Annotated in this window: 29 protein-coding genes; 7 read left to right on the forward strand and 22 right to left on the reverse strand. The window is 40.3% G+C overall.

Annotation, left to right across the window (positions count from 1 at the left end):
• Nucleotides 1-5: 5 nt before the first annotated feature.
• The 3 genes from mreBH to LCD34_RS17485 all read left to right on the forward strand — a co-directional run bounded on the left by mreBH (nucleotide 6) and on the right by LCD34_RS17485 (nucleotide 2,557).
• A complete protein-coding gene (mreBH, locus tag LCD34_RS17475) occupies nucleotides 6-1,013 on the forward strand; it encodes a rod-share determining protein MreBH (protein WP_017359401.1) in 1,008 nt (335 codons plus the stop codon).
• Nucleotides 1,014-1,087: 74 nt separating this feature from the next.
• Nucleotides 1,088-1,219 carry a protein YkpC gene (locus LCD34_RS17480; protein ID WP_003210922.1) on the forward strand — a complete coding sequence of 44 codons (132 nt, stop codon included), beginning with the start codon at nucleotides 1,088-1,090 and terminating at the stop codon, nucleotides 1,217-1,219.
• Nucleotides 1,220-1,324: 105 nt separating this feature from the next.
• On the forward strand, nucleotides 1,325-2,557 hold the full coding sequence (locus LCD34_RS17485) for an aminopeptidase (protein ID WP_008345134.1): 1,233 nt from the start codon (nucleotides 1,325-1,327) through the stop codon (nucleotides 2,555-2,557).
• A 40-nt stretch (nucleotides 2,558-2,597) separates the two neighbouring features.
• On the opposite strand, the gene LCD34_RS17490 is transcribed toward LCD34_RS17485, so the two are convergent.
• Nucleotides 2,598-4,217, reverse strand: coding sequence for an ABC-F family ATP-binding cassette domain-containing protein (locus LCD34_RS17490; protein WP_007498620.1), 1,620 nt, complete (start codon nucleotides 4,215-4,217; stop codon nucleotides 2,598-2,600).
• Between the two features lie 144 nt (nucleotides 4,218-4,361).
• Between LCD34_RS17490 and LCD34_RS17495 the strand changes: the two genes are divergently transcribed.
• Nucleotides 4,362-4,637, forward strand: coding sequence for a hypothetical protein (locus LCD34_RS17495; RefSeq protein ID WP_008345136.1), 276 nt, complete (start codon nucleotides 4,362-4,364; stop codon nucleotides 4,635-4,637).
• A gap of 63 nt (nucleotides 4,638-4,700) precedes the next feature.
• On the opposite strand, the gene lepB is transcribed toward LCD34_RS17495, so the two are convergent.
• The 8 genes from lepB to LCD34_RS17535 form a co-directional block, all read right to left on the reverse strand.
• On the reverse strand, nucleotides 4,701-5,273 hold the full coding sequence (gene lepB / locus LCD34_RS17500) for a signal peptidase I (RefSeq protein WP_026050084.1): 573 nt from the start codon (nucleotides 5,271-5,273) through the stop codon (nucleotides 4,701-4,703).
• Nucleotides 5,274-5,483: 210 nt separating this feature from the next.
• A complete protein-coding gene (locus LCD34_RS17505; RefSeq protein WP_046527028.1) occupies nucleotides 5,484-7,379 on the reverse strand; it encodes a PTS fructose transporter subunit IIABC in 1,896 nt (631 codons plus the stop codon).
• 13 nt (nucleotides 7,380-7,392) lie between these two features.
• The gene (gene pfkB, locus LCD34_RS17510) at nucleotides 7,393-8,304 is read right to left on the reverse strand and encodes a 1-phosphofructokinase (protein WP_046527029.1); all 912 of its coding nucleotides are present in this window, start codon (nucleotides 8,302-8,304) and stop codon (nucleotides 7,393-7,395) included.
• A complete protein-coding gene (locus LCD34_RS17515) occupies nucleotides 8,301-9,056 on the reverse strand; it encodes a DeoR/GlpR family DNA-binding transcription regulator (RefSeq protein ID WP_019743798.1) in 756 nt (251 codons plus the stop codon). The genes pfkB and LCD34_RS17515 overlap by 4 nt, the downstream gene beginning before the upstream one ends.
• A 335-nt stretch (nucleotides 9,057-9,391) precedes the next feature.
• Entirely contained in the window at nucleotides 9,392-10,585 is a 1,194-nt protein-coding gene (locus LCD34_RS17520; protein WP_035392183.1) for an ABC transporter permease, read from the reverse strand.
• Nucleotides 10,572-11,273 (reverse strand): ABC transporter ATP-binding protein, encoded by a 702-nt coding sequence (locus tag LCD34_RS17525; protein WP_217815728.1) that lies wholly within the window; start codon nucleotides 11,271-11,273, stop codon nucleotides 10,572-10,574. Before LCD34_RS17525 ends, LCD34_RS17520 begins: the two co-directional genes overlap by 14 nt.
• The gene (locus LCD34_RS17530; protein WP_217815727.1) at nucleotides 11,270-12,376 is read right to left on the reverse strand and encodes an efflux RND transporter periplasmic adaptor subunit; all 1,107 of its coding nucleotides are present in this window, start codon (nucleotides 12,374-12,376) and stop codon (nucleotides 11,270-11,272) included. Before LCD34_RS17530 ends, LCD34_RS17525 begins: the two co-directional genes overlap by 4 nt.
• 20 nt (nucleotides 12,377-12,396) lie before the next feature.
• On the reverse strand, nucleotides 12,397-13,017 hold the full coding sequence (locus LCD34_RS17535; protein ID WP_008345152.1) for a YIP1 family protein: 621 nt from the start codon (nucleotides 13,015-13,017) through the stop codon (nucleotides 12,397-12,399).
• A gap of 518 nt (nucleotides 13,018-13,535) precedes the next feature.
• Here LCD34_RS17535 and LCD34_RS17540 point away from each other — a divergent pair.
• Nucleotides 13,536-13,913 carry a hypothetical protein gene (locus LCD34_RS17540; RefSeq protein WP_017359410.1) on the forward strand — a complete coding sequence of 126 codons (378 nt, stop codon included), beginning with the start codon at nucleotides 13,536-13,538 and terminating at the stop codon, nucleotides 13,911-13,913.
• Nucleotides 13,914-13,960: 47 nt separating this feature from the next.
• Here LCD34_RS17540 and moaD read toward each other — a convergent pair whose 3' ends face one another.
• The 6 genes from moaD to LCD34_RS17570 are packed head-to-tail and all read right to left on the reverse strand — an operon-like array spanning nucleotide 13,961 to nucleotide 18,091.
• Nucleotides 13,961-14,194: a molybdopterin converting factor subunit 1 gene (moaD, locus tag LCD34_RS17545; RefSeq protein ID WP_008345159.1), complete on the reverse strand. Its 234-nt coding sequence runs from the start codon at nucleotides 14,192-14,194 to the stop codon at nucleotides 13,961-13,963.
• Nucleotides 14,187-14,678 (reverse strand): molybdenum cofactor biosynthesis protein MoaE, encoded by a 492-nt coding sequence (locus LCD34_RS17550; RefSeq protein ID WP_224559786.1) that lies wholly within the window; start codon nucleotides 14,676-14,678, stop codon nucleotides 14,187-14,189. The genes moaD and LCD34_RS17550 overlap by 8 nt, the downstream gene beginning before the upstream one ends.
• Entirely contained in the window at nucleotides 14,671-15,198 is a 528-nt protein-coding gene (mobB, locus tag LCD34_RS17555) for a molybdopterin-guanine dinucleotide biosynthesis protein B (RefSeq protein WP_224559787.1), read from the reverse strand. Before mobB ends, LCD34_RS17550 begins: the two co-directional genes overlap by 8 nt.
• Nucleotides 15,180-16,454 (reverse strand): gephyrin-like molybdotransferase Glp, encoded by a 1,275-nt coding sequence (gene glp, locus LCD34_RS17560; protein WP_048003191.1) that lies wholly within the window; start codon nucleotides 16,452-16,454, stop codon nucleotides 15,180-15,182. Before glp ends, mobB begins: the two co-directional genes overlap by 19 nt.
• Nucleotides 16,455-16,463: 9 nt before the next feature.
• Nucleotides 16,464-17,480 (reverse strand): MoeB/ThiF family adenylyltransferase, encoded by a 1,017-nt coding sequence (locus LCD34_RS17565; RefSeq protein ID WP_039963321.1) that lies wholly within the window; start codon nucleotides 17,478-17,480, stop codon nucleotides 16,464-16,466.
• A gap of 29 nt (nucleotides 17,481-17,509) precedes the next feature.
• Nucleotides 17,510-18,091, reverse strand: a complete 582-nt coding sequence (locus LCD34_RS17570; RefSeq protein ID WP_017359414.1) for a molybdenum cofactor guanylyltransferase — start codon at nucleotides 18,089-18,091, stop codon at nucleotides 17,510-17,512.
• A gap of 83 nt (nucleotides 18,092-18,174) precedes the next feature.
• On the opposite strand from LCD34_RS17570, the gene LCD34_RS17575 reads away from it, so the two are divergent.
• Entirely contained in the window at nucleotides 18,175-19,092 is a 918-nt protein-coding gene (locus LCD34_RS17575; RefSeq protein ID WP_025207264.1) for a hypothetical protein, read from the forward strand.
• 62 nt (nucleotides 19,093-19,154) lie between these two features.
• On the opposite strand, the gene LCD34_RS17580 is transcribed toward LCD34_RS17575, so the two are convergent.
• The 3 genes from LCD34_RS17580 to ahpA form a co-directional block, all read right to left on the reverse strand.
• Entirely contained in the window at nucleotides 19,155-19,736 is a 582-nt protein-coding gene (locus LCD34_RS17580; RefSeq protein ID WP_007498648.1) for a hypothetical protein, read from the reverse strand.
• A 481-nt stretch (nucleotides 19,737-20,217) separates the two neighbouring features.
• Nucleotides 20,218-20,676: a TlpA disulfide reductase family protein gene (locus LCD34_RS17585; protein WP_008345174.1), complete on the reverse strand. Its 459-nt coding sequence runs from the start codon at nucleotides 20,674-20,676 to the stop codon at nucleotides 20,218-20,220.
• A gap of 276 nt (nucleotides 20,677-20,952) precedes the next feature.
• Entirely contained in the window at nucleotides 20,953-21,495 is a 543-nt protein-coding gene (gene ahpA, locus LCD34_RS17590; protein ID WP_007498654.1) for a biofilm-specific peroxidase AhpA, read from the reverse strand.
• Between the two features lie 271 nt (nucleotides 21,496-21,766).
• Here ahpA and LCD34_RS17595 point away from each other — a divergent pair, with 271 nt between their 5' ends.
• Nucleotides 21,767-22,576 (forward strand): mechanosensitive ion channel family protein, encoded by an 810-nt coding sequence (locus LCD34_RS17595; protein ID WP_224559788.1) that lies wholly within the window; start codon nucleotides 21,767-21,769, stop codon nucleotides 22,574-22,576.
• Between the two features lie 24 nt (nucleotides 22,577-22,600).
• On the opposite strand, the gene LCD34_RS17600 is transcribed toward LCD34_RS17595, so the two are convergent.
• From LCD34_RS17600 to LCD34_RS17615, 4 genes are all read right to left on the reverse strand, one after another.
• Nucleotides 22,601-22,843, reverse strand: a complete 243-nt coding sequence (locus tag LCD34_RS17600; protein WP_003211408.1) for a YkuS family protein — start codon at nucleotides 22,841-22,843, stop codon at nucleotides 22,601-22,603.
• 50 nt (nucleotides 22,844-22,893) lie between these two features.
• Nucleotides 22,894-24,072 (reverse strand): N-acetyldiaminopimelate deacetylase, encoded by a 1,179-nt coding sequence (locus LCD34_RS17605; RefSeq protein WP_046527697.1) that lies wholly within the window; start codon nucleotides 24,070-24,072, stop codon nucleotides 22,894-22,896.
• Nucleotides 24,073-24,106: 34 nt separating this feature from the next.
• Entirely contained in the window at nucleotides 24,107-24,817 is a 711-nt protein-coding gene (gene dapD / locus LCD34_RS17610; protein WP_008347987.1) for a 2,3,4,5-tetrahydropyridine-2,6-dicarboxylate N-acetyltransferase, read from the reverse strand.
• A 109-nt stretch (nucleotides 24,818-24,926) separates the two neighbouring features.
• On the reverse strand, nucleotides 24,927-25,352 hold the full coding sequence (locus tag LCD34_RS17615) for a flavodoxin (protein ID WP_045034296.1): 426 nt from the start codon (nucleotides 25,350-25,352) through the stop codon (nucleotides 24,927-24,929).
• Between the last annotated feature and the right edge of the window lie 43 nt (nucleotides 25,353-25,395).

The raw sequence follows: 25,395 nt of genomic DNA on the forward strand, positions 1-25,395 counted from the left end.
AAAACATGTTTCAAAATGCCGAAATTGGAATTGATTTAGGAACAGCTAACATATTGGTTTACAGTAAAAATAAAGGAATTATTCTCAATGAACCATCCGTTGTGGCAGTAGATACGGAAACAAAAACTGTCCTTGCAGTGGGGTCAGAAGCAAAAGAGATGATTGGGAAAACACCTGGAAAAATTGTAGCGATCCGTCCGATGAAAGATGGTGTCATCGCTGATTATGATATGACAACCGATTTACTCAAACAAATTATGAAAAAAGCAGGAAAAAATATTGGGTTTACCTTTAGAAAGCCGACTGTGGTTGTTTGTACACCTTCAGGTTCAACAGCTGTCGAACGCCGCGCGATTAGCGATGCTGTCAAAAATTGCGGGGCAAAGCATGTGCATTTAATTGAAGAACCCGTCGCAGCTGCAATCGGTGCTGATCTCCCGGTGGACGAGCCTGTTGCCAACGTCGTTGTAGATATTGGCGGAGGAACGACAGAGGTAGCGATCATTTCATTTGGCGGGGTTGTCTCTTGCCACTCGATCCGAATTGGCGGAGATCAACTGGATGAAGATATCATTACTTTTGTGAGAAAGAAATACAATTTACTGATCGGTGAACGGACAGCTGAACAGGTAAAAATGGAAATTGGTTATGGACTCATTGAACACGAACCTGAGTCATTAGAAGTTCGTGGACGCGACCTTGTCACAGGTCTTCCAAAAACAATTACACTTGAATCAACAGAAATTCAAGGTGCTATGCGAGAATCACTTCTTCATATTTTAGAGGCGATTCGGGCTACATTAGAAGACAGCCCTCCAGAACTGAGTGGTGATATCGTAGATCGCGGCGTCATTCTAACTGGCGGTGGTGCACTATTAAACGGCATTCAAGAATGGCTTTCTCAAGAAATTGTCGTCCCAGTTCATATCGCAGCAAATCCTCTTGAATCTGTCGCAATTGGAACAGGTCGTTCATTAGAAGTCATCGACAAATTGCAAAAAACATTAAAATAATCTTCATGTTCTACTTCTTTTTTCATCATTTCGATCATATCGTGATGAATGGATAAACGTGAAGGAGGAAGAACATGTTGCTTGATTTAGGTAAACGGGTCGTTGTCACAGTCATTTTAACCGGTATTATTTTAGGAGGAATGAGCCTGTCGTTTTCACATATGCCCCCTTCTAATGCACAGCCTGTGAAACAACTGAACCGCTAAAAAAGCCGCACGAAAGCGGCTTTTTATTTTGCTTCGGGACGGCTCCCTATTTTCCTTTTCGGTCTTAAATCTGATATGATGAACATGACTAAAGGAGGGTTTTTTATGAGTTCATTCGAAAAACAACTAGATCAATATGCAAAAACCATCGTTGAAGTAGGTGTAAATGTTCAAAGTGGTCAAGAAGTGGTCGTATCTGCGTTCACTGAATCTGTAGATCTTGTCCGCCTTGTGGCAAAACACGCATATGAGCGCGGAGCGAAAAACGTACATATCCGCTGGAGTGATGGTGTTCTGACCCGTTTAAAATATGAACATGCCCCACAAGATGTGTTTGAGCAATTTCCAGAATGGGAAGCACAGATGATGGAAACCATCGCAAAACGTGGCGGTGCTTTTATTACGATCTTGTCAGAAAGCCCTGATCTTCTAAGTGGCATTGACTCGAAAAAAATTGCTTCACAGCAAAAAGCTGCAGGTTCAGCACTTCATACATATCGTCAATACGTTCAATCTGACAAAGTTGCATGGACAGTCGTCGGTGCTGCATCAAAAGATTGGGCGAAAAAGATTTTCCCTGAGCATGCAGATGAAGAAGCTGTTGCATTATTATGGGACCAAATCTTTAAAGTCGCCCGCGCTGATCAGCCAGATCCTGTTGAAGCGTGGAAAAAGCATGATGAATCACTAAATGAAAAAGTAAAAGTATTAAATGAACGTCACTACCACAAGCTGCACTATGAAGCACCTGGTACAGATTTAACGATTGAACTTCCAGAGCAGCATATTTGGGTAGGTGCTGGCAGCGTGAGTGAACGCGGCGTATCATTCATGGCCAATATGCCGACAGAAGAGGTCTTTACCGTACCTAAAAAAGATGGTGTAAACGGGACTGTCTCAAGCACAAAACCACTTAGTTATGCAGGAAACATTATCGATGAATTTACGTTAACCTTTGAAAATGGGCGTATTGTAGATGTGAAAGCAAAAGAGGGAGAAGACATTTTAACCTCTCTCGTTGAAACAGATGAAGGCTCACATTATCTAGGTGAGGTTGCCCTTGTACCAGATGATTCACCAATTTCTAATTCAAATATCCTCTATTACAATACACTTTACGATGAAAATGCATCCAATCACCTTGCCATTGGCAGCGGTTATGCATTTAATATCGAAGGCGGTAAAGAGATGAAACGTGAGGAATTAGACGCAGCGGGTGTGAACAGCAGTATTACACACGTCGATTTCATGATTGGTTCAAAGGAAATGAATATTGATGGGATCACAAAAGATGGTAAACGTGAACCGATTTTCCGTAATGGAAATTGGGCTTTTTAAAGAAAAAAGACATCCTCATGTGGATGTCTTTTCTTTATGTTTATGCATACAGCTCTTGTAGTCTTTTTTGAATCTCTTGATCTGATAAGAACTCATCATAAGTTGTTTGTTTATCAACGATGCCATTTGGCGTCACTTCGATAATACGGTTTGCAACTGTTTCAACAAACTGATGGTCATGAGATGAGAAGAGCATAGCCCCTTTAAAGCTCATTAGACCGTTATTTAGCGCTGTGATGGACTCTAGGTCTAAATGGTTCGTCGGCTCGTCTAACAGCAAAATATTCGCTCCAGACAGCATCATTTTTGATAACATACAACGAACCTTTTCTCCACCTGATAAGACGCTTGCTTTTTTCTTCACTTCTTCCCCAGAGAAAAGCATACGGCCTAAGAAACCACGCAGGAAGCTTTCACTTTGATCATTAGGAGAATATTGACGAAGCCAATCAACAAGATCTAAATCGCTTCCTTCAAAATATTCACTGTTGTCTTTAGGGAAAAAGGCTTGAGATGTTGTCACGCCCCATTTAAACGTCCCGCTGTCTGGCTCCATTTCACCAGCAAGGATTTTAAATAAAGTAGAGACAGCAAGCTCATTACGACTTAAGAACGCTATTTTATCCTCACGATTCATAATAAAGCTGACGTTATCCAGTACTTTTACACCGTCAATCGTTTTTGATAGACCTTCTACTTGAAGGACATCATTTCCGATTTCACGCTCTGGCGCAAAATGAACATAAGGATATTTACGAGAAGATGGTTTAATGTCATCTAGCGAAATCTTATCAAGCAATTTCTTTCTTGATGTCGCTTGCTTCGATTTAGATGCGTTCGCACTGAACCGAGCAACGAATTCTTGAAGCTGCTTAATTTGTTCTTCTTTTTTCTTGTTGGCATCCTGGCTGAGTTTTAATGCCAGCTGGCTTGATTCATACCAGAAATCATAGTTTCCGACATACACTTGAATTTTTCCAAAGTCAAGGTCTGCAATATGCGTACATACTTTGTTTAAGAAATGACGATCATGCGATACGACGATGACGGTATTTTCAAAGTTAATGAGGAACTCTTCTAACCACTGAATGGCTTGTAAGTCCAAGTGGTTCGTTGGCTCATCGAGAAGTAGAACGTCAGGCTTACCGAATAAAGCTTGTGCTAAAAGCACTTTTACCTTTTCAGATCCGCCAAGCTCAGACATTTTCTTCGATTGCAGGCTCTCTGGAATACCAAGACCTTTTAATAGGATCGCAGCTTCACTTTCTGCTTCCCACCCGTTTAACTCAGCAAACTCACCTTCAAGCTCTGCTGCACGAATCCCGTCTTCATCTGAGAAATCAGGTTTCATATAAATCGCATCTTTTTCCTGCATCACATCATATAGACGTTTGTGACCCATGATGACGACTTTTAACACTTCAAACTCTTCGTATTCAAAGTGGTTCTGTTTTAAAATCGCTAAACGTTCACCAGGACTCATATGAACATCGCCCGTTTGAGCCTCAATTTCTCCAGAAAGAATCTTTAAGAACGTTGATTTACCAGCTCCATTGGCACCAATTAGTCCGTAGCAGTTGCCAGGAGTGAACTTAATATTTACTTCTTCAAATAATTTACGATCAGCAAATCGCAAACTAACATTATTCACTGCAATCATTTATTAATCCTCCATCACTCATTCATCAATATGAAGTATAACATGAATAACGATTGATAGAAACGTCTCTCGCTAAGAACAAAGGCTTTTTGTCCAATATGGTATAATAAGTGGGAATGTTTTTGTTGAAGGAGTTCGGGCGATTTGAGATTACTCACACTCATGGAATACTGTTTATTGATTTTCTTTATGGGCATTTATTTATCGGCGACTGGCTTTAATGCAAGAGACTTTGGCCTTTATATTGGGCTTGTCCTCATTTACACACTGGTCCATATCTTTTCAAAACGCTTTTTACAAAAGCGCGGAAAAGACAATGTGAAAATTGGATTATTCCGTTCTGTTTTGGCGATTACCGGGTCCGTTTTCGCTTCTGTTTTGGCCATTGTCATCATTGTCACGATGCTCACACCAAATTAAAAACGACCCTACATGAAGGGTCGTCCATTCAAGCACCTTTCTTACGCATTGAGAAAGGTGTATTTATTGTGTTTGTCGAATATCGCCAAATGGGAAGAAAACAAATTCTGATGTGCCGACAATCCGATCCTTTTCAATGAGTCCGAGTCCATTTCGACTGTCCATAGAATTCAGTCTGTTGTCACCCATAACAAAGTAATCGTTTTTCGGTACTTTCACTGGACCAAAATCTCCTGTTAAATGTACCTCATACTCTTTGGCATGTGCCTTGTTCTCTTTTAAATAAGGCTCATCTACTTTTTTACCATTAATGTAAAGCGTATCATCCTTCATTTCAATCGTGTCGCCTGGAAGACCGATCAATCGTTTGACATAATGAATTTTCTGACCGTCTTTTCCATTAATAATCACGATGTCACCACGTTTGACTCCACCGAGATAGTTGATGGTTTTGTTAACAAACAGCTTTTCTCCATCATGAAGGGTTGGTTCCATTGACTCTCCTTCCACCACATACGGCTCAAAAATAAACGTACGGATGATGAGGACGAGGGCAAGTGCAATTAAAATAGCTTTGATCCATTCAAACAGAGAACTTTTCTTCTCTTTTTTGGCTTGTTTCGCATCAGATTGAATGTCATTTTCGTTTTGTTTGTTTTCTTCGTTCAAAATACTGCTTCCTCCTAAGACTTTCTGCTAAAAGACTTGAAACGCGAATTGAATAACTTTACTTTATCACATGTCATTTAAAAATTCACAAGACAACCATTCAATTAGATATTTTTTCCTAATTTGCTAATGATTAAACAAAAAGAAGCACCGCTCTTCACGATGCTTCTTTTCAAATTAAGCTTCTTGTCGGACTGGTTTTTTTAGAATTCCGAGAAGTAGCGCTGTAACAATGGCACCGATTAAGATGCTGATGATGTAAAGAACTGGATGGTTTGTTACCCAGAAAACGAATAGTCCCCCGTGCGGTGCAGGAAGCGTCACTCTAAAGAATTCTGTTAATCCACCTGCAACTGCTGCACCAATCACAGCTGAAGGAATGACGCGCAGAGGATCTGCCGCTGCAAACGGGATCGCCCCTTCCGTAATGAACGCAGCTCCCATGAAGTAACATGTAATACCTGCTTCACGGTCACGTTTAGAGAATTTGTTTCTAAAGATTGTTGTCGCTAGGGCAATTCCTAGCGGCGGCACCATTCCGCCTGCCATAATCGCAGCATGCGGTGCATAGTTGCCAGCAGCAATCATCGCAAGACCAAATGTGTAGGCCGCTTTGTTAATCGGACCACCCATATCAATGGCCATCATACCAGCTAAAATAATCCCCATTAATACAAGGTTTCCAGTACCAAGTGATTCAAGCCAGTGTGTTAATCCGTCCATGACCATTTTAACAGGTGTGTTGACGATGTAATGCATGATAATCCCTGTAAAGAAAATACCGAACAATGGATAGAGCAGAACTGGTTTAATACCATCGAGCGACTGTGGTACAAAAGTGAATACTTTTTTGAGCAGCACCACGATGTAACCAGCAAGGAAACCAGCAATCAATCCGCCTAAGAATCCAGCACCTGCTGCAGAGGCCATGAATCCGCCAACCATACCTGGTGCGAAACCTGGACGGTCTGCAATACTCATTGCGATAAATCCAGCTAATACAGCAACGATTAAGGCAAGTGCATTATCTCCGCCAATCCCTTTTAATACAGCTGCAAATGAATTGAAAGAAGGATCTTTAGGGTCAGCTGAGTTAATTCCCCAGAAGAATGAAATCGCAACGAGGATACCGCCCCCAACAACAAACGGAAGCATGTTGCTTACACCGCTCATTAAGTGCTTATAGAATCCACTTCTTCCCTTGCCTGACGATTCATTTTCATCTTTTGAAGAACTGCCGCCTGAACCTTTATAAATCGGCGCATCTTGATTGATGGCTTTTTCGATCAATTCTTGCGGACGGCGAATTCCAGCTGTCACAGGTACTTCAATGACATGTTTGCCTTTAAAGCGTTCCATTTCAACTTGTTTATCAGCTGCCACAATAATAGCTGGCGCTTCTTCAATTTCTTTTGCTGTCAGGGCATGTTTAATTCCACTAGAGCCGTTTGTCTCAACTTTAATGTCAACGCCCATTTCTTTTGCTTTTTCTTTCAAAGCATCTGCGGCCATAAATGTATGCGCGATGCCTGTTGGACAAGCTGTCACCGCTAAAATTTTAGCAGGTTTTCCCGGTGCAGCCGGTTCCTCTTTGACTTCCTCTTCTTCTTCTTCATCGTCTTTATCATGTGTATTGATAATTTCAATGATTTCATCTTCAGTAGCCGCTTCAAGAAGCTGCTTTCGGATCTCTTCACGCATAAGAAGTGTGGATAAACGAGAAAGTGCTTCTAAATGCGTGTTGTTTGCGCCTTCAGTTGCTGCAATCATAAAGACAAGATGACTTGGCTGTCCGTCTAATGATTCATAATCTACACCAGCTGTTGAACGACCAAATGCAATGGCAGGTTCTTTCACACTTGCTGTTTTCGCATGAGGAATCGCAATTCCTTCTCCAATTCCCGTAGAGCTTTGTTTTTCACGATTAACAACAGCTGCTTTGTAGCCTTCTTTATCATTTAATTTACCAGCTGTATCTAATACAGTGACCAGTTCTTCAATAACGGCTTCTTTTTGCTGGCTGTCTAATTGAAGCTTAATCGTATGCTTCGTGAGTAGTTCTGTAATTTTCATGATGACTCCTCCTTTAAATGCGTGTGACTTTTACTTGTGGCAATAATGTATCGACAAGCTCTTTTGTTCCAAGTTCCTCAGAAAATGCTGTAGCACTTCCTGATGTGACGCCAAGCTTAAATGATTCTTCTATGGAAAGGCCTTTAGAAACGCCAGCTAAGAATCCTGCAACGACTGAATCCCCTGCACCAACTGAGTTGATCAGCTTGCCTTTTGGAACATTAGATTGAAAGATCCCTTCCTTACTGAATAAGAGAGCACCGTCTCCAGCCATAGATACAATGACATGTTCAGCACCTTGTTCCAACAGCTTTTTCCCATAAGGAATGGCTTCTTCTGCAGATGAAATACTGGTTTCAAACATTTCACCTAACTCATGATGGTTTGGTTTCATTAAGAATGGTTGCAGATCTGCTGCTTTTTTTAAGGCTTCTCCAGAAATATCAAGTACTACTCTTACCCCTTGCTTCGCACATACCTCAGCAATGCGCTCATATGTGTTATGAGGCAGTGAAGAAGGAATGCTACCTGCTAATACAACGACATCGCCTTCTGTTAATGAAGTGAATTGGGATAAAAACGAATCGAACTGTGCTTCAGTAATACTTGGACCGAGCCCGTTGATTTCTGTTTCTTCGCCTGTTTTTAGTTTCACATTGATACGTGTATCTTCTGACACCTCATGAAAGGCTGTTTGTAATTGTTCGTTTTGTAAAAAGTCTTGAATATATTTGCCTGTAAAACCGCCAATGAATCCAAGTGCTTTTGATTCAACACCGTGCCGTTTTAAAAGCCTTGAGACATTGATTCCTTTACCACCTGGATATTTTTTGTCATAGGTTGAACGATTTAAACCGCCGACCGCAAAATCCTCCACGTGTACGATGTAATCAACTGATGGGTTTAAAGTAACTGTATAAATCATGTTTTCACTACCTTTATAACCGTTTTTTCATGGTAATTATCGAATGAATCCTCTTTTGCGTCGTTTGTGATAATGGTGGCTTCCTGTAAACTAGCAAAGGTTGAAAACGATATTTCGCCAAACTTTGAGGCATCTGTTAAGATGTAGGTTTTTTTCGCCTGCTTCATGGCTCTTTTTTTAATGAGTGCTTCTTCTGGATCAGGTGTTGTAAACCCTGCCTCGGGATGAATGCCGTTCGTCCCAACAAAGCTTTTGTCAAAACGGTAATTTTCCATAGCTGTCAAAGCTGCGGCTCCCACCATGGCTCCTGTTCGATGTTTCACTGATCCGCCTATCAGGTAAAAAGAAATGCCTTTTCTCATGAGTGCTTCAATGTGCATGACACCATTTGTCACCACAACGATGTCTTGATCTGGATCGATAAAGTCAATCATTTGCTGTGTTGTCGTACCAGCATCTAAGTAAATACAATCGCCTTGTTTTATAAGTGATGCAGCTGCCTCTGCAATCAATGACTTTTCATGAAGGTTTTTGGCAGATTTCTCAAACACATCTGGTTCAAGACGAATACTAGATATTTTAGCAGCTCCTCCGTGAACTCTTTTAAGAAAGCCTTTTTCTTCAAGGGCTGATAAATCTCTTCTAATTGTAGATTCAGACGCATCCGTCATAATCGTTAAGTCCTGTATTTTGATGACATCGTTTTCTTCTAAATAGTCGATAATGAGTTGATGTCTTTCTGGTGTTAGCATTGAAAACACCCCCTTTTGAAAACGTATTCATTTTGCGCGCACCTTTATTGTAATCGCTTTTTTCAACATTATCAATACAAAAAAATCAAATACATTCAATAACTATCAAAATCTTTCACAATGGTCATCTTACCTTTATATGTACCATTTGTAAACTGAAAAATATGTGACATTGAGAAGAAAGTCATGATATTAGCATTTCTATCATTTTTCATTTCATTCAATTGAACGAAAAAAAGCCTTTATGCGTTTTGCATAAAAGCTTCAGGTGCGGAGCAGCAGGCAATATATCTCGTTCTACCTTCTTGTCAGCACCTCGTACGTTAACTTTAGGATTATTCATATCTAAGTGATTCAATCGGATCGAGCCTCGCTGCTTTATTGGCAGGAATCAGTCCAAAAATAATACCAATGAGCATACTAAATAGGACGCCTCCACATACGATTTGCCACGATACAAGAGAAGGCCACCCTGCAAACAGCGACACAAGTGAAGCACCTCCGAAGCCAAGCGCAATTCCAAGTAACCCACCGATCAGTGTCAGGACGACAGACTCAATTAAAAACTGAACGAGTATTTGAGCCCTAGTTGCCCCAAGTGCCTTTCGAATTCCAATTTCTCTTGTTCTTTCTGTGACAGATACGAGCATAATATTCATGACACCAATGCCGCCGACAAGTAATGAGATACCAGCAATTGAGCCAATGATTGTTGTCATGACAGACGTAATCTGACCAATGCCTGCTGCAATCTCTTCCAGATTGATCATTTCGTAAGCATCTTCTGTATGGTGATTTTCATTTAAGCGTGCAGCCGCACTCTTTCCCACTTCTTTCATTTGATCAGCATGTGCAACTTGAATAGACAACTTATCATATTCTTTCACACCAAATGCAGTTGTCAGCATTGCAAAAGGGACATATATTTCATTCATATCAAATGAAAACAGACCTTCCTGTTTTGCTAAAACTCCGATCACCTCAACCGGCTGTCCATTCATCCAAATCAACTCGCCTACTGCCTTCTCTCCATTAAACAATTCTTTTTGTATCCCTTCTGAAATAACAGCTGCCCTTCTTCCGCTCCTAAAATCGATTTCACGTAAGTCCTGTCCTTCTGCTATATGTAATGAATGTACATTCGTGTAGCCTTCATTAATCCCATTGACCGTTGCATCTATTGTTGTATCTTGGAATCTTAATTGCATGCCTTGTGCCGTGGAGGAGGCAACCTGTTTAACCCCATTCAATGCTTGAACACTTTGAATGTCTTCTTCAGTAAATGTGGCTTCAAATAACGCATTAGGATTCGCATTTAACTCCTCATCAGAGGGTGTATAGGTCATATCAATGGTATTGTTTGGCCCTGAAATTGATTCTTTCAGCATTTGCTCTCCGCCTTGACCGATGGCAACGACTGCAATCACTGATCCAACCCCAATAATAATGCCAAGCATCGTTAAAATAGACCGCAATTTATGAGCTAGGACAGAATTCAGCGCTATTTTGATATTTTCAAAGAGTTTCATTCATTGCGTCTCCTTGTATCAATCTATCTTGAACGAGGCGTCCATCTCTTACAACGACTATCCGGTTTGTATACGCAGCTATTTCTTCTTCATGAGTAACGAGCACAACCGTTGTTCCTTCCTCATTGAGCTTTGTAAACTGTTCCATAATCGAACCGCTCGTTTTTGAATCAAGAGCGCCTGTTGGTTCATCTGCCAAGATGAGCTTCGGCTCATTGACAATCGCACGTGCGATGGCTACTCTTTGCTTTTGACCCCCTGACAACTCGTTTGGCATATGCTTCATTCGATCTGCCAAACCAACCTTTTCAAGTGCCATTTCCGCACGTTCTTTTCTTTCCTTTTGACTGATACCAGCGTAAATCATCGGAAGTTCAACATTTCGCCTCGAATTTAATCTAGGCAGTAAATGAAATTGTTGAAAAACAAAACCAATGGATCGATTTCGAATCACTGCGAGTTCTTGATCCTTTGCTGCCGACAGCTCCATACCTTGAAAATGGTACTGTCCGGAGGTCGGGTGGTCCAAACAGCCAATGATATTCATTAACGTTGATTTTCCAGAACCGGACGGGCCCATAATGGACATATACTCGCCTTTACCAATGACGAGGTTCACATCACTTAATACATCAAATGTCTCCTCAGCAACTTCGTAGCTTTTTGTCACGTTTGAAAGCTGAATCATTCAGCATTCACTTCCATTCCGTCATACATGTCATCTGATGGCTCTGCAATGATTTGATCTTCTTTTGTTAAACCTTTCGTCACTTCAAGATCTTGACCTGACGTTTCACCTAATGTCACTTTTACTTTCTTCAGTGCATTCTTTTCAACAACATAAACGTATGATCCATCTTTCTCTTTTTTCACAGCTGTTTCAGGAATTGTGAGCACTTGACGCTTGTCCGTTTCAATTTCCATGATCATTTTAAAGCCTGGTTTTGCATCCGGCTTTTTCCCTTTTATTTCAATTTCGACTGGATATTGTACGGTTTGATCACTAGCAGCTGTTTCTGCTGTTGACTGGGCAGGCACAGTGCCCACTTTTTTCACCACTCCTTGCCAACTCTTTCCGCGAATGACATCAGACGTTACCTTTACTTTTTGTTTCTTTTTGACTTTCATAGCGTCATACTCAGTGATTAAGCCTCGTACGATCATTTTTTTCTCATTGCCAATATGGATCACCGGCTGCCTCTCTTCTAGCTTCCCTGCGCCAGCATCTTGCTCGATGGAGATGACTGTTCCTTCAATTTTGCTATGTATCGTTAAATCTTCTATTTGTGCCTTTACTTTTTCTTGGTTAAGCTCCGCTTGTTTTTGCTCTAATTCAGCGGCTTTGAGTTCGAGTTCAAGCTGATCTCGCTCGTTTTTCGAATCAGAGCCCGCCTTTTTCCCCTGATTTTCATCTAATGTATTGAGTCTATTTTGTAATTGTTCAAGCTTTAGTGTATTTGATTCAGCCGCAAGTGCTTGCTGCTGTTCTTCAAGCTCCAGTTCCTTATTTTCATATGTAAGGAGCGGTGTTCCAACTTTCACCTTTTCTCCTTCTTTCACAGCGATATGATTCAGGCTTCCCTTCTCTTCTTCTGTATAAATGAATTGCTCCTCCGAGAATGAAAGTGTTCCAGGTGTCATCACCGTAGAAGTTATTTCTTTTGATGCAAGTTGGACTGTTTTAAATGATGCCGTAGAGGCAGGCTTTGATTGGTTTTTTGCAATATTAAATCCAATGAATAGACCAATCACAATAATGATAATGGATCCGATAATGATTTTCTTTCTCATAAAAACATTCTACCCCCAGCTTACTGCATGTTGATGGTGATTGTGGTTCCTACATATTGAAAAATTAAAGATAATACATAAAAGACACTCACAATAATCCAAGATATTCTTGGCGAAATGCGGCCGACTTTGATCAATAAAAAGCCTGTTAAAACAAGATTCCAGATCACAAAAAGATCGATATTGGCTAACACGGCATGCCATGGACCAGACATTCGAATGAATGCGTTTAATGAGGTAACCGTGATATCTTTTGGCACATGAAAAAAAATGATCGCCAAATGAGAAATAATCGTACCAATGATCGTAATAGGCGTGATATACAGTACACCTGAAAACAGCTGATGAAATGTTGCATCACCTTTTGCTAAAAAGACGATGAACTTGTATACGGCAGTATTAATGACAATCCCAATGACCAGACCAATAAGCGTGATCACATAAACGAAAGGGATTGGTAAAATTAAATCTGCCCACAATCCTTCATTCACTAGCTGAGACAAATAAGTGACAACAACTGTTAATACAAGCACACATGATAAAGGCCACCAAACGAATGGCTGCTCCCACACTCTTTTTAAATGCTCTGATGGTCTTGTGCTTACTCCAATCATTGTGGGTTTTGGCGTTGTTTCTTTCATCAAATGTCATCCTCTCCATGTGCTGTAAGTATCGAAACGTTTTTTCATACTCTTGTTGTTTCTATTTTATCAAAAGATTGCCAATAAGTGATAGATCATTTGATTTTCTTATTTTCATAGTGATAGGATTGAATCTATTATTCTATTTTCATGAACGACATCCTTCAAATGATACCTTGATCCGACCATATTCATATGAAAAAATCATGATTTTACTGACTGAAAAACAGTTTATGAAGTAAACAACATGTCTTTCGGAATAAATATCCTTTTCCTTTGGATTCAGATGGTCTCAGTTAGACACAACAATTTTTTGTTAAAATATTCCTAGTAATTTCAATGAATCCCGGCTTTATAGGACTATGTTTAGCGCCTTTTATAGAACAGATGAGCCTTTAGTATCAATACTTTCATATTAAAAAAATAAAAATAAAAGGATTTTACTTGATCAAATGTTATTTTTTCATATAATGTAAAATAGAGGTAGGTTAAATGATAGTGGAAATGGAGTCAAGTGAATGTTAAGAGAAAAATTGAAAATGCAATTGATTTTACTTTATGAAAAGGAACAAGAAGCATGGCAATACTTTAGAAAGGAAAGAGAACTGATTTATCATGAGCTCAAATTACTTGATATGAAAGAGAGCAGACCTTCTAATGACAAAATATACTACGCAGCAAGGTGTGTAGATATTATTAAAGAAAAAAAGGGAAGCATCGTGAGCACAAAAGAACTAAAAGAACAGCTTCAAGCTCAAACAGATTTCAATGTGAGACGAATCAGCGAATTGTATGATCTCATTCAACAGCTCGATCCTCACATTTCTAAAGCACGCCGGGGATGTTTTATTTACGAAGATCATACCCAAGTACCTCTCCAAACTTTTCACACATAAAAAAATTGGTTACAGCCGCTGGCCATAACCAAATCCTCTAATATCTATTATCCACCACTTACAGGAGGAATGAGTGCAACAGTGTCCCCGCTACGCACTTCAGCATTTCCCCTCGTATATATTTCGTTGACTGCAACCATCACGTTTTGTGCAGTATCAACACCATATACCTCCTGTAATTCTATTTTAATCTCATCAACCGTTGTTTGATCTTTTTGAATGATGATTTGTTGTTTACCGGCCTTCTCAGCAAGGCCGGCGAACAATAATACGCTAATCATGCCGCTTCCCTTCTTTCTCGTTAAGTTGGAGAGTACTAGGTTTTCCTTCCGGGTATGAAACGGTTTCAAGCTGATCACCTATCCAAGCCTCTCCATCTTCCCAGTATTCCTTTTTCCATATAGGAACTATTTCCTTTATTCGTTCAATCGCATATTCATTGGCTTCGTATGCAGCTTTCCGATGAGGTGATGAAACAGCTATTGCCACTGCAATGTCACATATCTCAAGAGTGCCAATACGATGCACAATAGCAGCTTCTGTATCGGGCCAGCGTTTTTTAATTTCTTGTCCAATTTGACTCAACATATTTTCCGCCATTGGTATGTATGCTTCATATGTTAAACGCAGCGTTTTTTTGCCATTTGTCCATTCTCTTACCGTGCCTATGAATGTCGTAATGGCTCCCGCTTTGCGTCTTGTGACATGCTGAATCAATTCATTCACATCAATCGGCTCTTTTGTGATCTTAAAAAGTTCAATCATACGAGGCTTCCCCCTTCAATAAATTAAAAGCAAATGTGATCCCGCGCTTGTCAAATGCTGAAAACACAGGAAACGGGTATTTCTCAGTGAATTGTATTTCTTTATTGAAATAAATGGCTGCTTGTATATGAGAAAGTGTTGAAAGATCAATGAGTTCCTGTTCGTCTTTGACACACAGGATTTTGCGATAAGGCGCCTGTTTGTATCCTTCGATCAAGACGGCATCTAAAGGAAGATGCTGACACATGTTGATTAGTTGTGTGAATGTCATGTGCCGTATGAAAAAGTGACATTCACCTTCTCCCTCCACACCTGCGGCAAATGCACCCGCTTGAACATATCGATCCGTATCTTTTTGTTTGAACAGACGGTCTGGCTTTCCGCCATGTCCGTGATGTTTGAAGCAGCCTAGCTGCATTTCTTCTTCATCCGCCAGCTGACATAATTTTTCGATCAGCGTCGTTTTACCACTATTTTGATAGCCCACGACTTGTAGAATGTTTAATTTGTCATCCAACATGGAGCACCGCCTTCGTGGTGAAATAGCAGAACGCTGACCTGGTCACCTGCACTAAACCCTCTTGTTCCTCCAGGCAAAACAATGAAACAATCAGCATGAGCAATAGATGTCACCGCACTAGATTTATCAAGACCGGTTGGCGTCACACTCAGCTGGCTGCCAGCGAAATCAAGTGATGCTCTAACAAATCGTGTGAATGGATTGGCTTTTGGAAAATCATGTGTCAGCTTCGCCTCAGCAAAAACGGGAAATGGATTTTCTTTCAAACACCATTTATAAATGATCGGTTTGACAAATAGTTCAAAGCCAACAAAACAGGCAGCCGGATTTCCTGACAGCCCATAAAGCAATTGACCATTTGACAACGCAGCAACGGTCGTCACACTTCCAGGTCTCATGGCGACTTTATTAAACAACACCTCTGCACCTAGTTTTTCATAAATAGCAGGTAAAAAGTCAAAATCACCTACCGATACACCACCTGTTGTGATGAGCATATCAACTTTGCTTAAGGCTGCTTTTACGGCTTCATAGCTTTGATCAAAATCATCGGATACACCGCCTAAATCAAGCGGTTCTCCTCCAGCTTCAAGAACCTGAGCGTATACCATGCTTAGGTTACTATTTCTAATTTTACCGTCCACCATGGCATCACTTACTTGTAGGAGCTCGGTACCTGTTGAGATGATACCGATCACCGGTTTTTTGACGACTGGCACAACCGCATACCCGAACGTTGCCAATATCGCCGTCACGCCTGGGGTAACTTTTGAGCCTTTTTTGATCATGACGTTCCCTTTGAGGGTCTCTTCTCCTTGCCGAGAAATATTGCCCCCCTTTTTCAGCCGTCTTTTAAGTGACATCATTGATTTACCGTCTTTTTCAAACGTTTTCGTCAATTCGAGCATGATCACAACATTTGCTCCTTTTGGAATCTTCGCTCCTGTCATGATGCGAATCGCTTGAAAAGGACCGATCGTTTTTGCAGAAACAATACCTGCCCCTATATGATCAATGACCTCAAATTCAATCGGATGCTCGCTCGATGCTTCCTTTGTATCTTCTGCTCGAAGTGCAAAACCATCATACGGAGAACGATCAAAGGCAGGAACATCGTGATCTGCTAAAATATCCTCTGCAATCCATCTTCCAAGGCTGTTCTTTAAAGGAACCCATTCGACTTGTCCATGTTTTTGAAATTGGTGGACTTTCTTTACTGCCTCTTCTACTGGAATTGGCTGTCGTCTTTCCATCACTTCTCACTCCTATATGCCTAGCAGTCTTGCTAGTAATGAATTGGCTACTCTTTCATCATTTGTCCCATGGATTAATACACGTCCTCCTTTAAAACAAACGATACGGTGTCTTTCATAGCGTATATGAATTAAAAAATCGTTCACTTCCACCTCACAAATAGAGGACAGACGCTCTTTTACATGCTGAAATGAAAGGTTTTCTAAATCCTTCGATATGATCTGAATGGTGTCACGCCCGCAAAGAATCGCTGTTTTTTTTCGCTGTTCATCTAAATATGGATACGTTCTATTTATGCCGCAAGATGGACAGCTCTCCTGCTTCGTACGAGATACATCCATTTTAAACGAAGACGACTGCCACAAATCAAACGTGACAAACTTTCGCTCCATTTGCTCTTCATGCCCTGTTAAATATTTTAATGCCTCTGTTTGCTGATAAGCCGACACCATTTGGACAGCAGGAGAAATAATACCAGCTGTATCACATGTCAAACCCCCAACAGGCACTGAGGTAAATACACATGATAAGCAAGGTGTTTTGCCCGGCAAAATGGTCATATACATTCCCTGACTGCTCACACAGGCACCGTAAATCCAAGGCGTATTTGTTTCTAAGGATAAGTCATTCATCACCATTCTTGTCTCAAAATTATCAGTCGCATCAATGACGATATTTGCTTTTCGGAATAAAGGTCTTAACAGCTCTACTCCTGCATCTTCAATAATGGCGTGTATGGTCACTTCATGGTTGATCTCTTGGAGACGTTTTTTCGCCGCTGCCGCTTTTGGCACATGCATCTTTGCATCGTGTTCAGTGTACAGCTGCTGCCGCTGTAAATTTGAGAATTCGACATAATCACGATCTACAATCGTCAAAGTACCAATTCCAGATCGGACAAGCCCTTCAGCAGATGCTGTTCCAAGTGCACCAGCTCCAACAATAAGGACATGACTTTCGGCAAGCGCAGACTGCCCTTTTTCGCCTACCGGAGGGAACAAAATTTGCCTTGAATATCGCTCGTTCAATATTGTTCTCTCCTTCTCGTTTTTATGTATCATATCATACCGTTTTCAGGTAAATCGCTTCTTTTATTGATATTATGAAATTCATTTGGTGCCACGTTCAGTTCGTCGGCTGGAACAACCTGGACGTGAAGTTTTTGTAATAAGTCTTTGATAGCTAATTGATTCTCTTTTAAACACGCAGAAATAAACGGAAGACTGCGGCGGTGATAAAGCGCAAATAACGGCTGTAATCTTCCCTGCACCATCGGAACCACAGCATCTACATGCTTATGGCAATAAGAAGATAAAGCGACGGCTGTCTCTTTTCGTATGAATGGCATATCACATGCCGTCACTAAATACCACTCTGCTTCTTGCTTTTGCATAGCGGTATATATACCTGCAAGCGGGCCATACCCACGCACCTGTTCATCATCTAACCAAACAGCTTGTTCCCCTCTTGCTTTGAAAAAAGGCAGAAGCTTCGGGTGACTGATGATGACGGTTTCCCCTTTCAAAAGTTGCTCTTTCACATGTTCATATAGTGGTTTCCCCTGATAGACATGACTTGCCTTTGGCTCTCCAAAACGCCTAGAAGCACCTCCGGCTAGTATCACATTCACTATTCTCATCATCTCATCCCCTTTGATATGGTTGTTCTAATCGCACTCATTTCGCATACTTTATTGATAACATGAATAAGGAGGGTCTACCTATGAACCGGCGCCATGCTTCTCCCCTATTCCATGATCTGTCTCAAGAAAATCTATTTTTAAAAGCTGAAACGGCCAAATATCAACAGATAATTTCAGATTTACAGTCCACGTATACCTATGCTAAAAACAAGAAGCTATCTCAAGAATATCATGAGATGAAAAAGGATTTCACTCAATTAAAACAACAATTGGATGAAATGACCATTGACCAAGACGAAGCATCATCTAAAATACAAGATCTCTCTTATAGCAAATCGGAATTATTACATAAAATCGTCCTTCTTCATGAAATGCTGCAAAAGGAAACCTATCATAGACGAAAAGAAACAGAGGAAAAGCACCGATTGCATTTGAAGGTTGTAAAATATAAGGAAATGTCTCAGCAACTACAGGAGCGATTACTAGACCAAGATAAACAGCTTGCAAAAGAGGAGAAAAAAGGAAATACTTTATCCGCTGTGATTGAAAAACTGCAGCAAACTCTAGGCGATAAAAACGCAGAGCTTCATTTATTACAAGAAGGCGTCCGGCATCTACAGGAGCGTTTTTATGAAACACAAGAAAAATTACTGCAAATCGAAAAAGCAAAAGAAGCCATTTTTTATGAAACGCTCACGAGCTACCAAAAACAGTTAGCCGAAAGCGAGGAATGGATCGCTTCTCATTTTGCTGATATCGACCAGTCAGCCCAAACAAATGCCGAGCCGTTCTCACAAGACCCTATTTTACAAACAACCGAAGAAATAGGACCGATTTTGAAGAAACTAAACGAACAAGTAGAAACGCTCCAGGCAAAAGTTGATGCGGTGCAGCGGAGTGGAGAGGTCATGACAGTGAAGATCGATGGATTTAAAAAACAGCGCGACAACATGCCCAAAGAACGAAAGATTGTCTATACAGTTGATCAAAAAAAGTGATTCATTCATCACGTACGCAAGAAAAAACTGCTGGCATTTACGCCCAGCAGTTTCTTTTTTATTTATTCGTCTTCTGTTTGAATGTCGCCTTCTAAAATATACTGTCCGCGATAAGGTTTCTTCACTTCTGGGTACATTTTAATTAAGCTTTGCATAAACGTTGTCATATTTGGAATTTCAAGACCGCTCTCTTTTTCAATCTCTTTTTGAAGTTCAGAGCTTTTAATCGCCGCATTATGACGCTTTAATGTTTTGATTGCAGCTTCACGAAGCTTAGCTGCCTTTGATCCAGGTCTAGCTGTGCCTCTTCTGCGTCTTGTAGATCCTTCAGGAATACCTACAGGTGCACCATTTAGCTGACCTGTTCCTAAAGATGATGTAACGTTTGACTGCGTTTGCGCAGGCTGATTGTAGCTTCTCATTTCTTGTGCAGCCAGCTCAGCTAATACAGGCAGTGAATCTGTTTTTCTCTCTGTACGTACTTCTTTTTTTGTATCTGTGACGAGACCTGTACCTTGACGGTCTAATTCTCTTAGTTTTGCGTAAATCGCATCTCGTTCAATTTGATATTCACGGATGACCTTTACTTCTGCTTCATTTAATTGTTCCAATCGTAAACGTAACGCTTCCCTCTCATTAAACAATGGATTTCCCCCTCATCATATAAAAAATATTCTATAGTAAATATTAGATTAGAAAACTAATTTTATCAACTATTTTTTTATCATTTTACAGTTTGCTATCAGATAGGTATTTCCAACTAAAATTTTGCCAAAGAAGAAAAATCGGCACCCATTTCATTGCCACTATAGGCTTTTGACCACCTTTAAAATATTGTAAAAATTTTGAATAAATGCTTATACTACTTGATTTATATAGTTATTTACCAAACTGAAATTTCTTTTGTGCAAAAACGTTCTGAATAGTAAAAAGTTAAAATCTTTACATTTTCATTTCAAAATAAAAATGTAAATAGGTCATAATACCTTTTTATTTTAGGGAATTTTTTTTATGAAATCCCTCATTTTCTCTTTTCTTAGGCATTCCACCTACAATCATATTCATCCAGTGCAATATGTCTCCTATTTTTCCCCATGAAAAAACCCCCATTCATGGGGGGAAAGCCTATTCTGCAGCCTTTTCAGACTCAGAAAGAACTCGATTGACACGTTTTTCAAGCATTTTCATACCGCTTCCGCCAGCTTGGAAGTGGCGTAAAGCACCTGTTTTATCGAATACATAGTAAGCTGGTACATATTCGTTCTCAAATGCTTCTGTTAATTTATGGTCGCTGTCTACAAAGATTGGCTGTGTGATTTCATGCTCATTTGCAACCTCTTTGATTTTTTCTAGATCTAGGTCATCCTCTGAACGTGGCATATGAACTGCGATCACGTTTAGTTGATCCTTGTATTCATCACGGAATTGGTTCACTTGCGGCATCGCCTCTTTACAAAGGTGACAGCTAACTGACCAGAAGTGGATCAATGTTGGTTTATCACCAATTAATTCTTCTCTTGTTACTTCTCCATTTAACCATTCTTTTGCACCAGTTAGTTCTGGCATTGGTTGACGTAATTTCATTTTGAAGCGCCTCCATCCATTGTATGTCTCGAAACAAAAAAGTCTAACATCAGTTAGACCCCAGCATGTAGACAAACCCTCTCATTCTTTTTCGGTCCTGCGTGCTGGTGCTCACGGAATGTCACATTCGCTTCGCGCCAGTACTCGTTCTTCCTAGACTTCAAAGGTTTTCTATCACGCTGAAAAGAAGACAAAGGGCTAAAATCAAGTTCATTTTAGCCCTTTGTCAACAATCTGAAGGTCTAACACCCGTTAGACTGTTTCTTCAACTATCAATTAAAGTGTTTTTTGACCAGGTTTCCAGTTCGCTGGGCAAAGTCCACCAGTTTGTAATGCTTGAAGAACACGTAGTGTCTCATCTACATCACGACCGATATTGTTGTGGAATACTGTTTGATATTGAAGTTCGCCTTCTGGGTTAATGATGAATAGACCACGAAGTGCAATTCCTTCTTCTTCAATTAAAACACCGTATTCTCTAGATACTGTGTGGTTTGTGTCAGCAGCTAGTGGATATTTTAATTCACCAAGACCATTGTCTTTACGATCTGTGTTGATCCAAGCAAGATGCGTATGGATTGTATCAGTAGATACACCAATGATTTCTGCATCTAAATCTTCAAACTCATCATAACGATCGCTCATTGCTGTAATTTCAGTTGGACAAACAAAAGTGAAATCCATTGGATAGAAGAAAAGAACTGTCCATTTGTCATTCTTGATGTTTTCCTCTAAACTCACTTTACCAAATTCCTTATTAGCAAGTACTGCTTCCATTTCAAAACGTGGAGCTTGTTTTCCTACAAAACGCTCTGCCATATGTAAATCCCTCCAAAAATAATATCTTTATACAGACTTCTTAGCTGTATATAAAATGAGAATCAATAGGTTGAATTCTCATTTAGTTAATAACTTCACAAATATAATTATAATACTTAAGCGATTTTTAGTCAATATTAATTAATAATAAATTTAATTAACGATTTGTCACAATCTCTCGCTCCAACTATTAAAAGTTTAACATGACTTGCATAAGGGAACAAATGATTAGCTTCTCATTTCGCACATACATAGAAAGGTTTTGAAGATCATGAAAGCACTTGAACAAGTAGATTGGGTTTCCATCATCATGAATATCAGTATGATTTTTCTAAAACTCATTGCTATTTTTGTGATTTATTTTATCATCAGAGCGATTGGAAACAAGATGATTAAGCGTGCCTATTCAGCATTCTCTGAGAAGCACGATGTCTCTTTATCACGAGCTCAAACGCTGCAAAGTCTTACCTTAAATATTTTCGCCTACTTGCTGATTTTTATTCTAGTTGTGATGATCCTCGACTTATTTCACTATAACCCAACCGCCTTATTGGCTGGCGCAGGTGTTGTAGGACTTGCCATTGGATTTGGGGCTCAGGGATTAGTGAGTGATATTGTGACAGGCTTCTTCATACTGCTGGAAAAACAATTTGATGTCGGCGAGTATATAACGGTTGCTGGTTTCGATGGGATCGTTGAACAAATTGGACTGAGAACAACACAGCTTCGAAGCTTTGATGGCACTCTTCATTTCATTCCGAACCGAAGTATACTGAATGTAAGCAATCATTCACGAGGGACGATGCAGGCACTCGTTGATATCGAATTATCCCCAGATGAAAATGTGGATCAGATGATCACCACTTTGCAAGCAGCCTGTGATGAAGTTCGTGAGAGCATGCCGCAAATCATCGAAGGTCCTCAAGTCGTTGGAGTGGAATCATTTGGCTCCTCATCCCTCGTCATTCGTATCATTGCAAAAACTGAAACGATGGAGCAGTGGCGTGTCGAACGAATTCTACGTAAAAAAATGAAAGAGGCACTCGATCTAGCCAAAGAGCAAAAAGAACCCGGATCATAATATCCTGGTTCTTTTTTGTTAGTTTTATTGAACACGCTGTTCTACTTCTTGACAAATTTCATCAGCCGTCATACCTGACGCTGTAATAACAGATGCCTTTGTCGTTGTGTCTGAAATGCCAAGAACATTTGAATCTAACCCTGTGACCACATAACAGTCACACTGATCCATTTGCTGTTCATTTTGAATACGTACGACATCATACCCTTTTTGCTTCAAAAGTTCTTCTACATCGGATAAAGATGGTTCTACACCAATTCTTGTCATAATCAAGAACACCTCCTGTTCATAAGGTGTACAGGAGACCATTTGATTATTCATTCACCTGCTTGCTTTTTAAAATAAGCTGTCATGACGTTCACAGCTGTTTCAATCGCATTTTCGTCAGGCGTGAGTTTTGCATGGTGCAGACCATATTCTGAATCTACCCCTAGCCAAAACATGAAGCCAGGATATTTTTTCAGCATGTAGCCGAAATCTTCTCCTGTCATCGCTTCTCTGCATTCAATGACGTTCGCAAGACCTTCTTCGGCTACATATGACATAAATTCCTCTGTCAAATCCTTTGAATTGTCCACTTCGTAATAAGATGAAGGGTATCGAACTGTCGCCTTGCATTCATAGCCAATTTCAATTCCCTTTGCAAGTGCTTCAATTCGTTTTCTCACCTTTTCCATAGACTCTGGCGAGAGCGTGCGAATGGTTCCATCAAGCTTTGCATGCTGCGCAATGATATTTTGAGCAGTGCCACCTGTAATCGTGCCAACTGTAATAACGGCACTATCAAGAGGGTCCACATTTCGTGAAATCACCGATTGCAGCTGCCCTACTAGTGCACTTGCAGCCACCACCATATCATTTGCTAAATGAGGGTATGCGGCATGCCCGCCTTTTCCTTCAAGATCGATCACAAGCTCACTCGTATTAGCAAATAATAGGCCCGGCTTTGTTGCAATCGTGCCGACTGGATATTCAGGTGCAATATGCAGCGCTGTAATAAAGTCTGGCGTCCACTTTTTTAGAACATCACTTGTAAGCATTGGTTCAGCTCCGCCTGGCCCTTCTTCTGCCGGTTGGAAAATAAATAGCAGATCTTCTTTGATTGGCTGATGCACGAAATGATCAATGATACCAAGAGCAATGGTCATATGAAGATCATGTCCACATGCATGCATGTGGCCTTCATGTACCGATTGAAATGGATAGCCCGTTTCTTCAGGGATAGATAATCCGTCCATATCTGCACGATACGCAAAGACGCGCGTAGGATTTGTCCCTTTTACTTTCACAAAAAGTCCAGTCCGCCATGTTTCCATCTCGATTCGATCTGTTGGGTACGATTCGAGATGCTTGATGAGGTAAGCTTGTGTTTTAAATTCCTTAAAACCAAGCTCAGGAATTTGGTGCAAATCTCTTCGAATGGATATTAATTGCTCACGATTTAACAAGTGAACTCGCTTCCTTTCCTCTATACGAATAAGACGTGGATATATCATCCACGTCTATGTCTTCAGCTGCGAATTGTGTCAATTAAAGCTGACGCAGTTCTTGTTTGATTTCAGTTTTACCTTTTGTTTTTTCATCAATGTCTTTGATTTTCTTTGCAGGTGTACCTGCTACAACCGTGTAAGGCTCGACATCGTTCACAACGATCGCTCCAGCTGCTACAACTGCACCTTTTCCAATTGTCACACCTTCTAAAACAACAGCGTTTGCACCAATGACAACATCATCTTCTACTACAACTGGCTTAGCAGAAGGCGGCTCAATGACACCTGCAAGAACAGATCCCGCACCGATATGACAGTTCTTACCTACTGTCGCACGGCCGCCAAGAACAACGTTCATATCAATCATCGTACCTTCACCGATGACTGAACCGATATTAATAGAAGCACCCATCATGATGACTGCATTATCGCCAATTTCCACTTGATCACGAATGATTGCACCTGGCTCAATACGTGCTTTGATGTTTTTCAAATCCAACATAGGAATCGCAGAGTTACGACGGTCATTTTCCACGACAACATCTTCAATTTTGTCTTTGTTTGATGCTAGAGCTTCTTGAATTTCGCTCCACTCACCGAAGACAACACCAGTGTTACCTGTGATAAATGTTTTTGCATGTTCACCAAATTCAATACCTTCTAAGTCCCCTTTAATGTAGACTTTCACAGGTGTTGATTTTGTACTATTTTGAATAAATGAAATAATTTCATTAGCGTCCATTTGTTTCATGTATGTATGTCCTCCTCTTAATTTATACTTCATTACTGTACCAAAGGAGAGTTTTAATGACAAGTGAAAGAATCGTCTGCGCCTTAGCAAATAAAACAAGCGGGCCTCTTTATCCCGCTTCTTGCTGGTGAAGATGAACAAATTGTCTACCAAAAGAAATCAATTCCTCTTCCTCGTTTCCTTCTGGATTCAGCTCAATTTTGATGGATGGCAGGACGATATCACCGCCCAGCTCCTTCACTTTTTCTTCAATTAAATCCACAGCTCCACAAAAATGTTCATAAGATGTATCTCCAGAACCGAATACAGCAAATGCTTTACCCGTCAAATCAAGCTCTTCCATTTCCTCATATAGATCAATAAAATCATCTGGAAGATCACCATCTCCCCAAGTATATGCACCTAACAGAATGTGCGAGTAATCATGAAGAAGTTCAGCATCAATATCCATCGCTTCATGCCGGTCCACGCTAGCCCCAGCTTCCTTTAACCCTTTTTCGATTAAATCAGCCATTGCTTCTGTATTTCCTGACATTGTGGCATACACCAATAAAACTTTTTTCGTCACTTTTTCTTCC

Source organism: Bacillus sp. RAR_M1_44 (assembly GCF_020165935.1).
In the GTDB taxonomy this organism is placed as follows: Bacteria; Bacillota; Bacilli; order Bacillales; family Bacillaceae; genus Bacillus; species Bacillus altitudinis.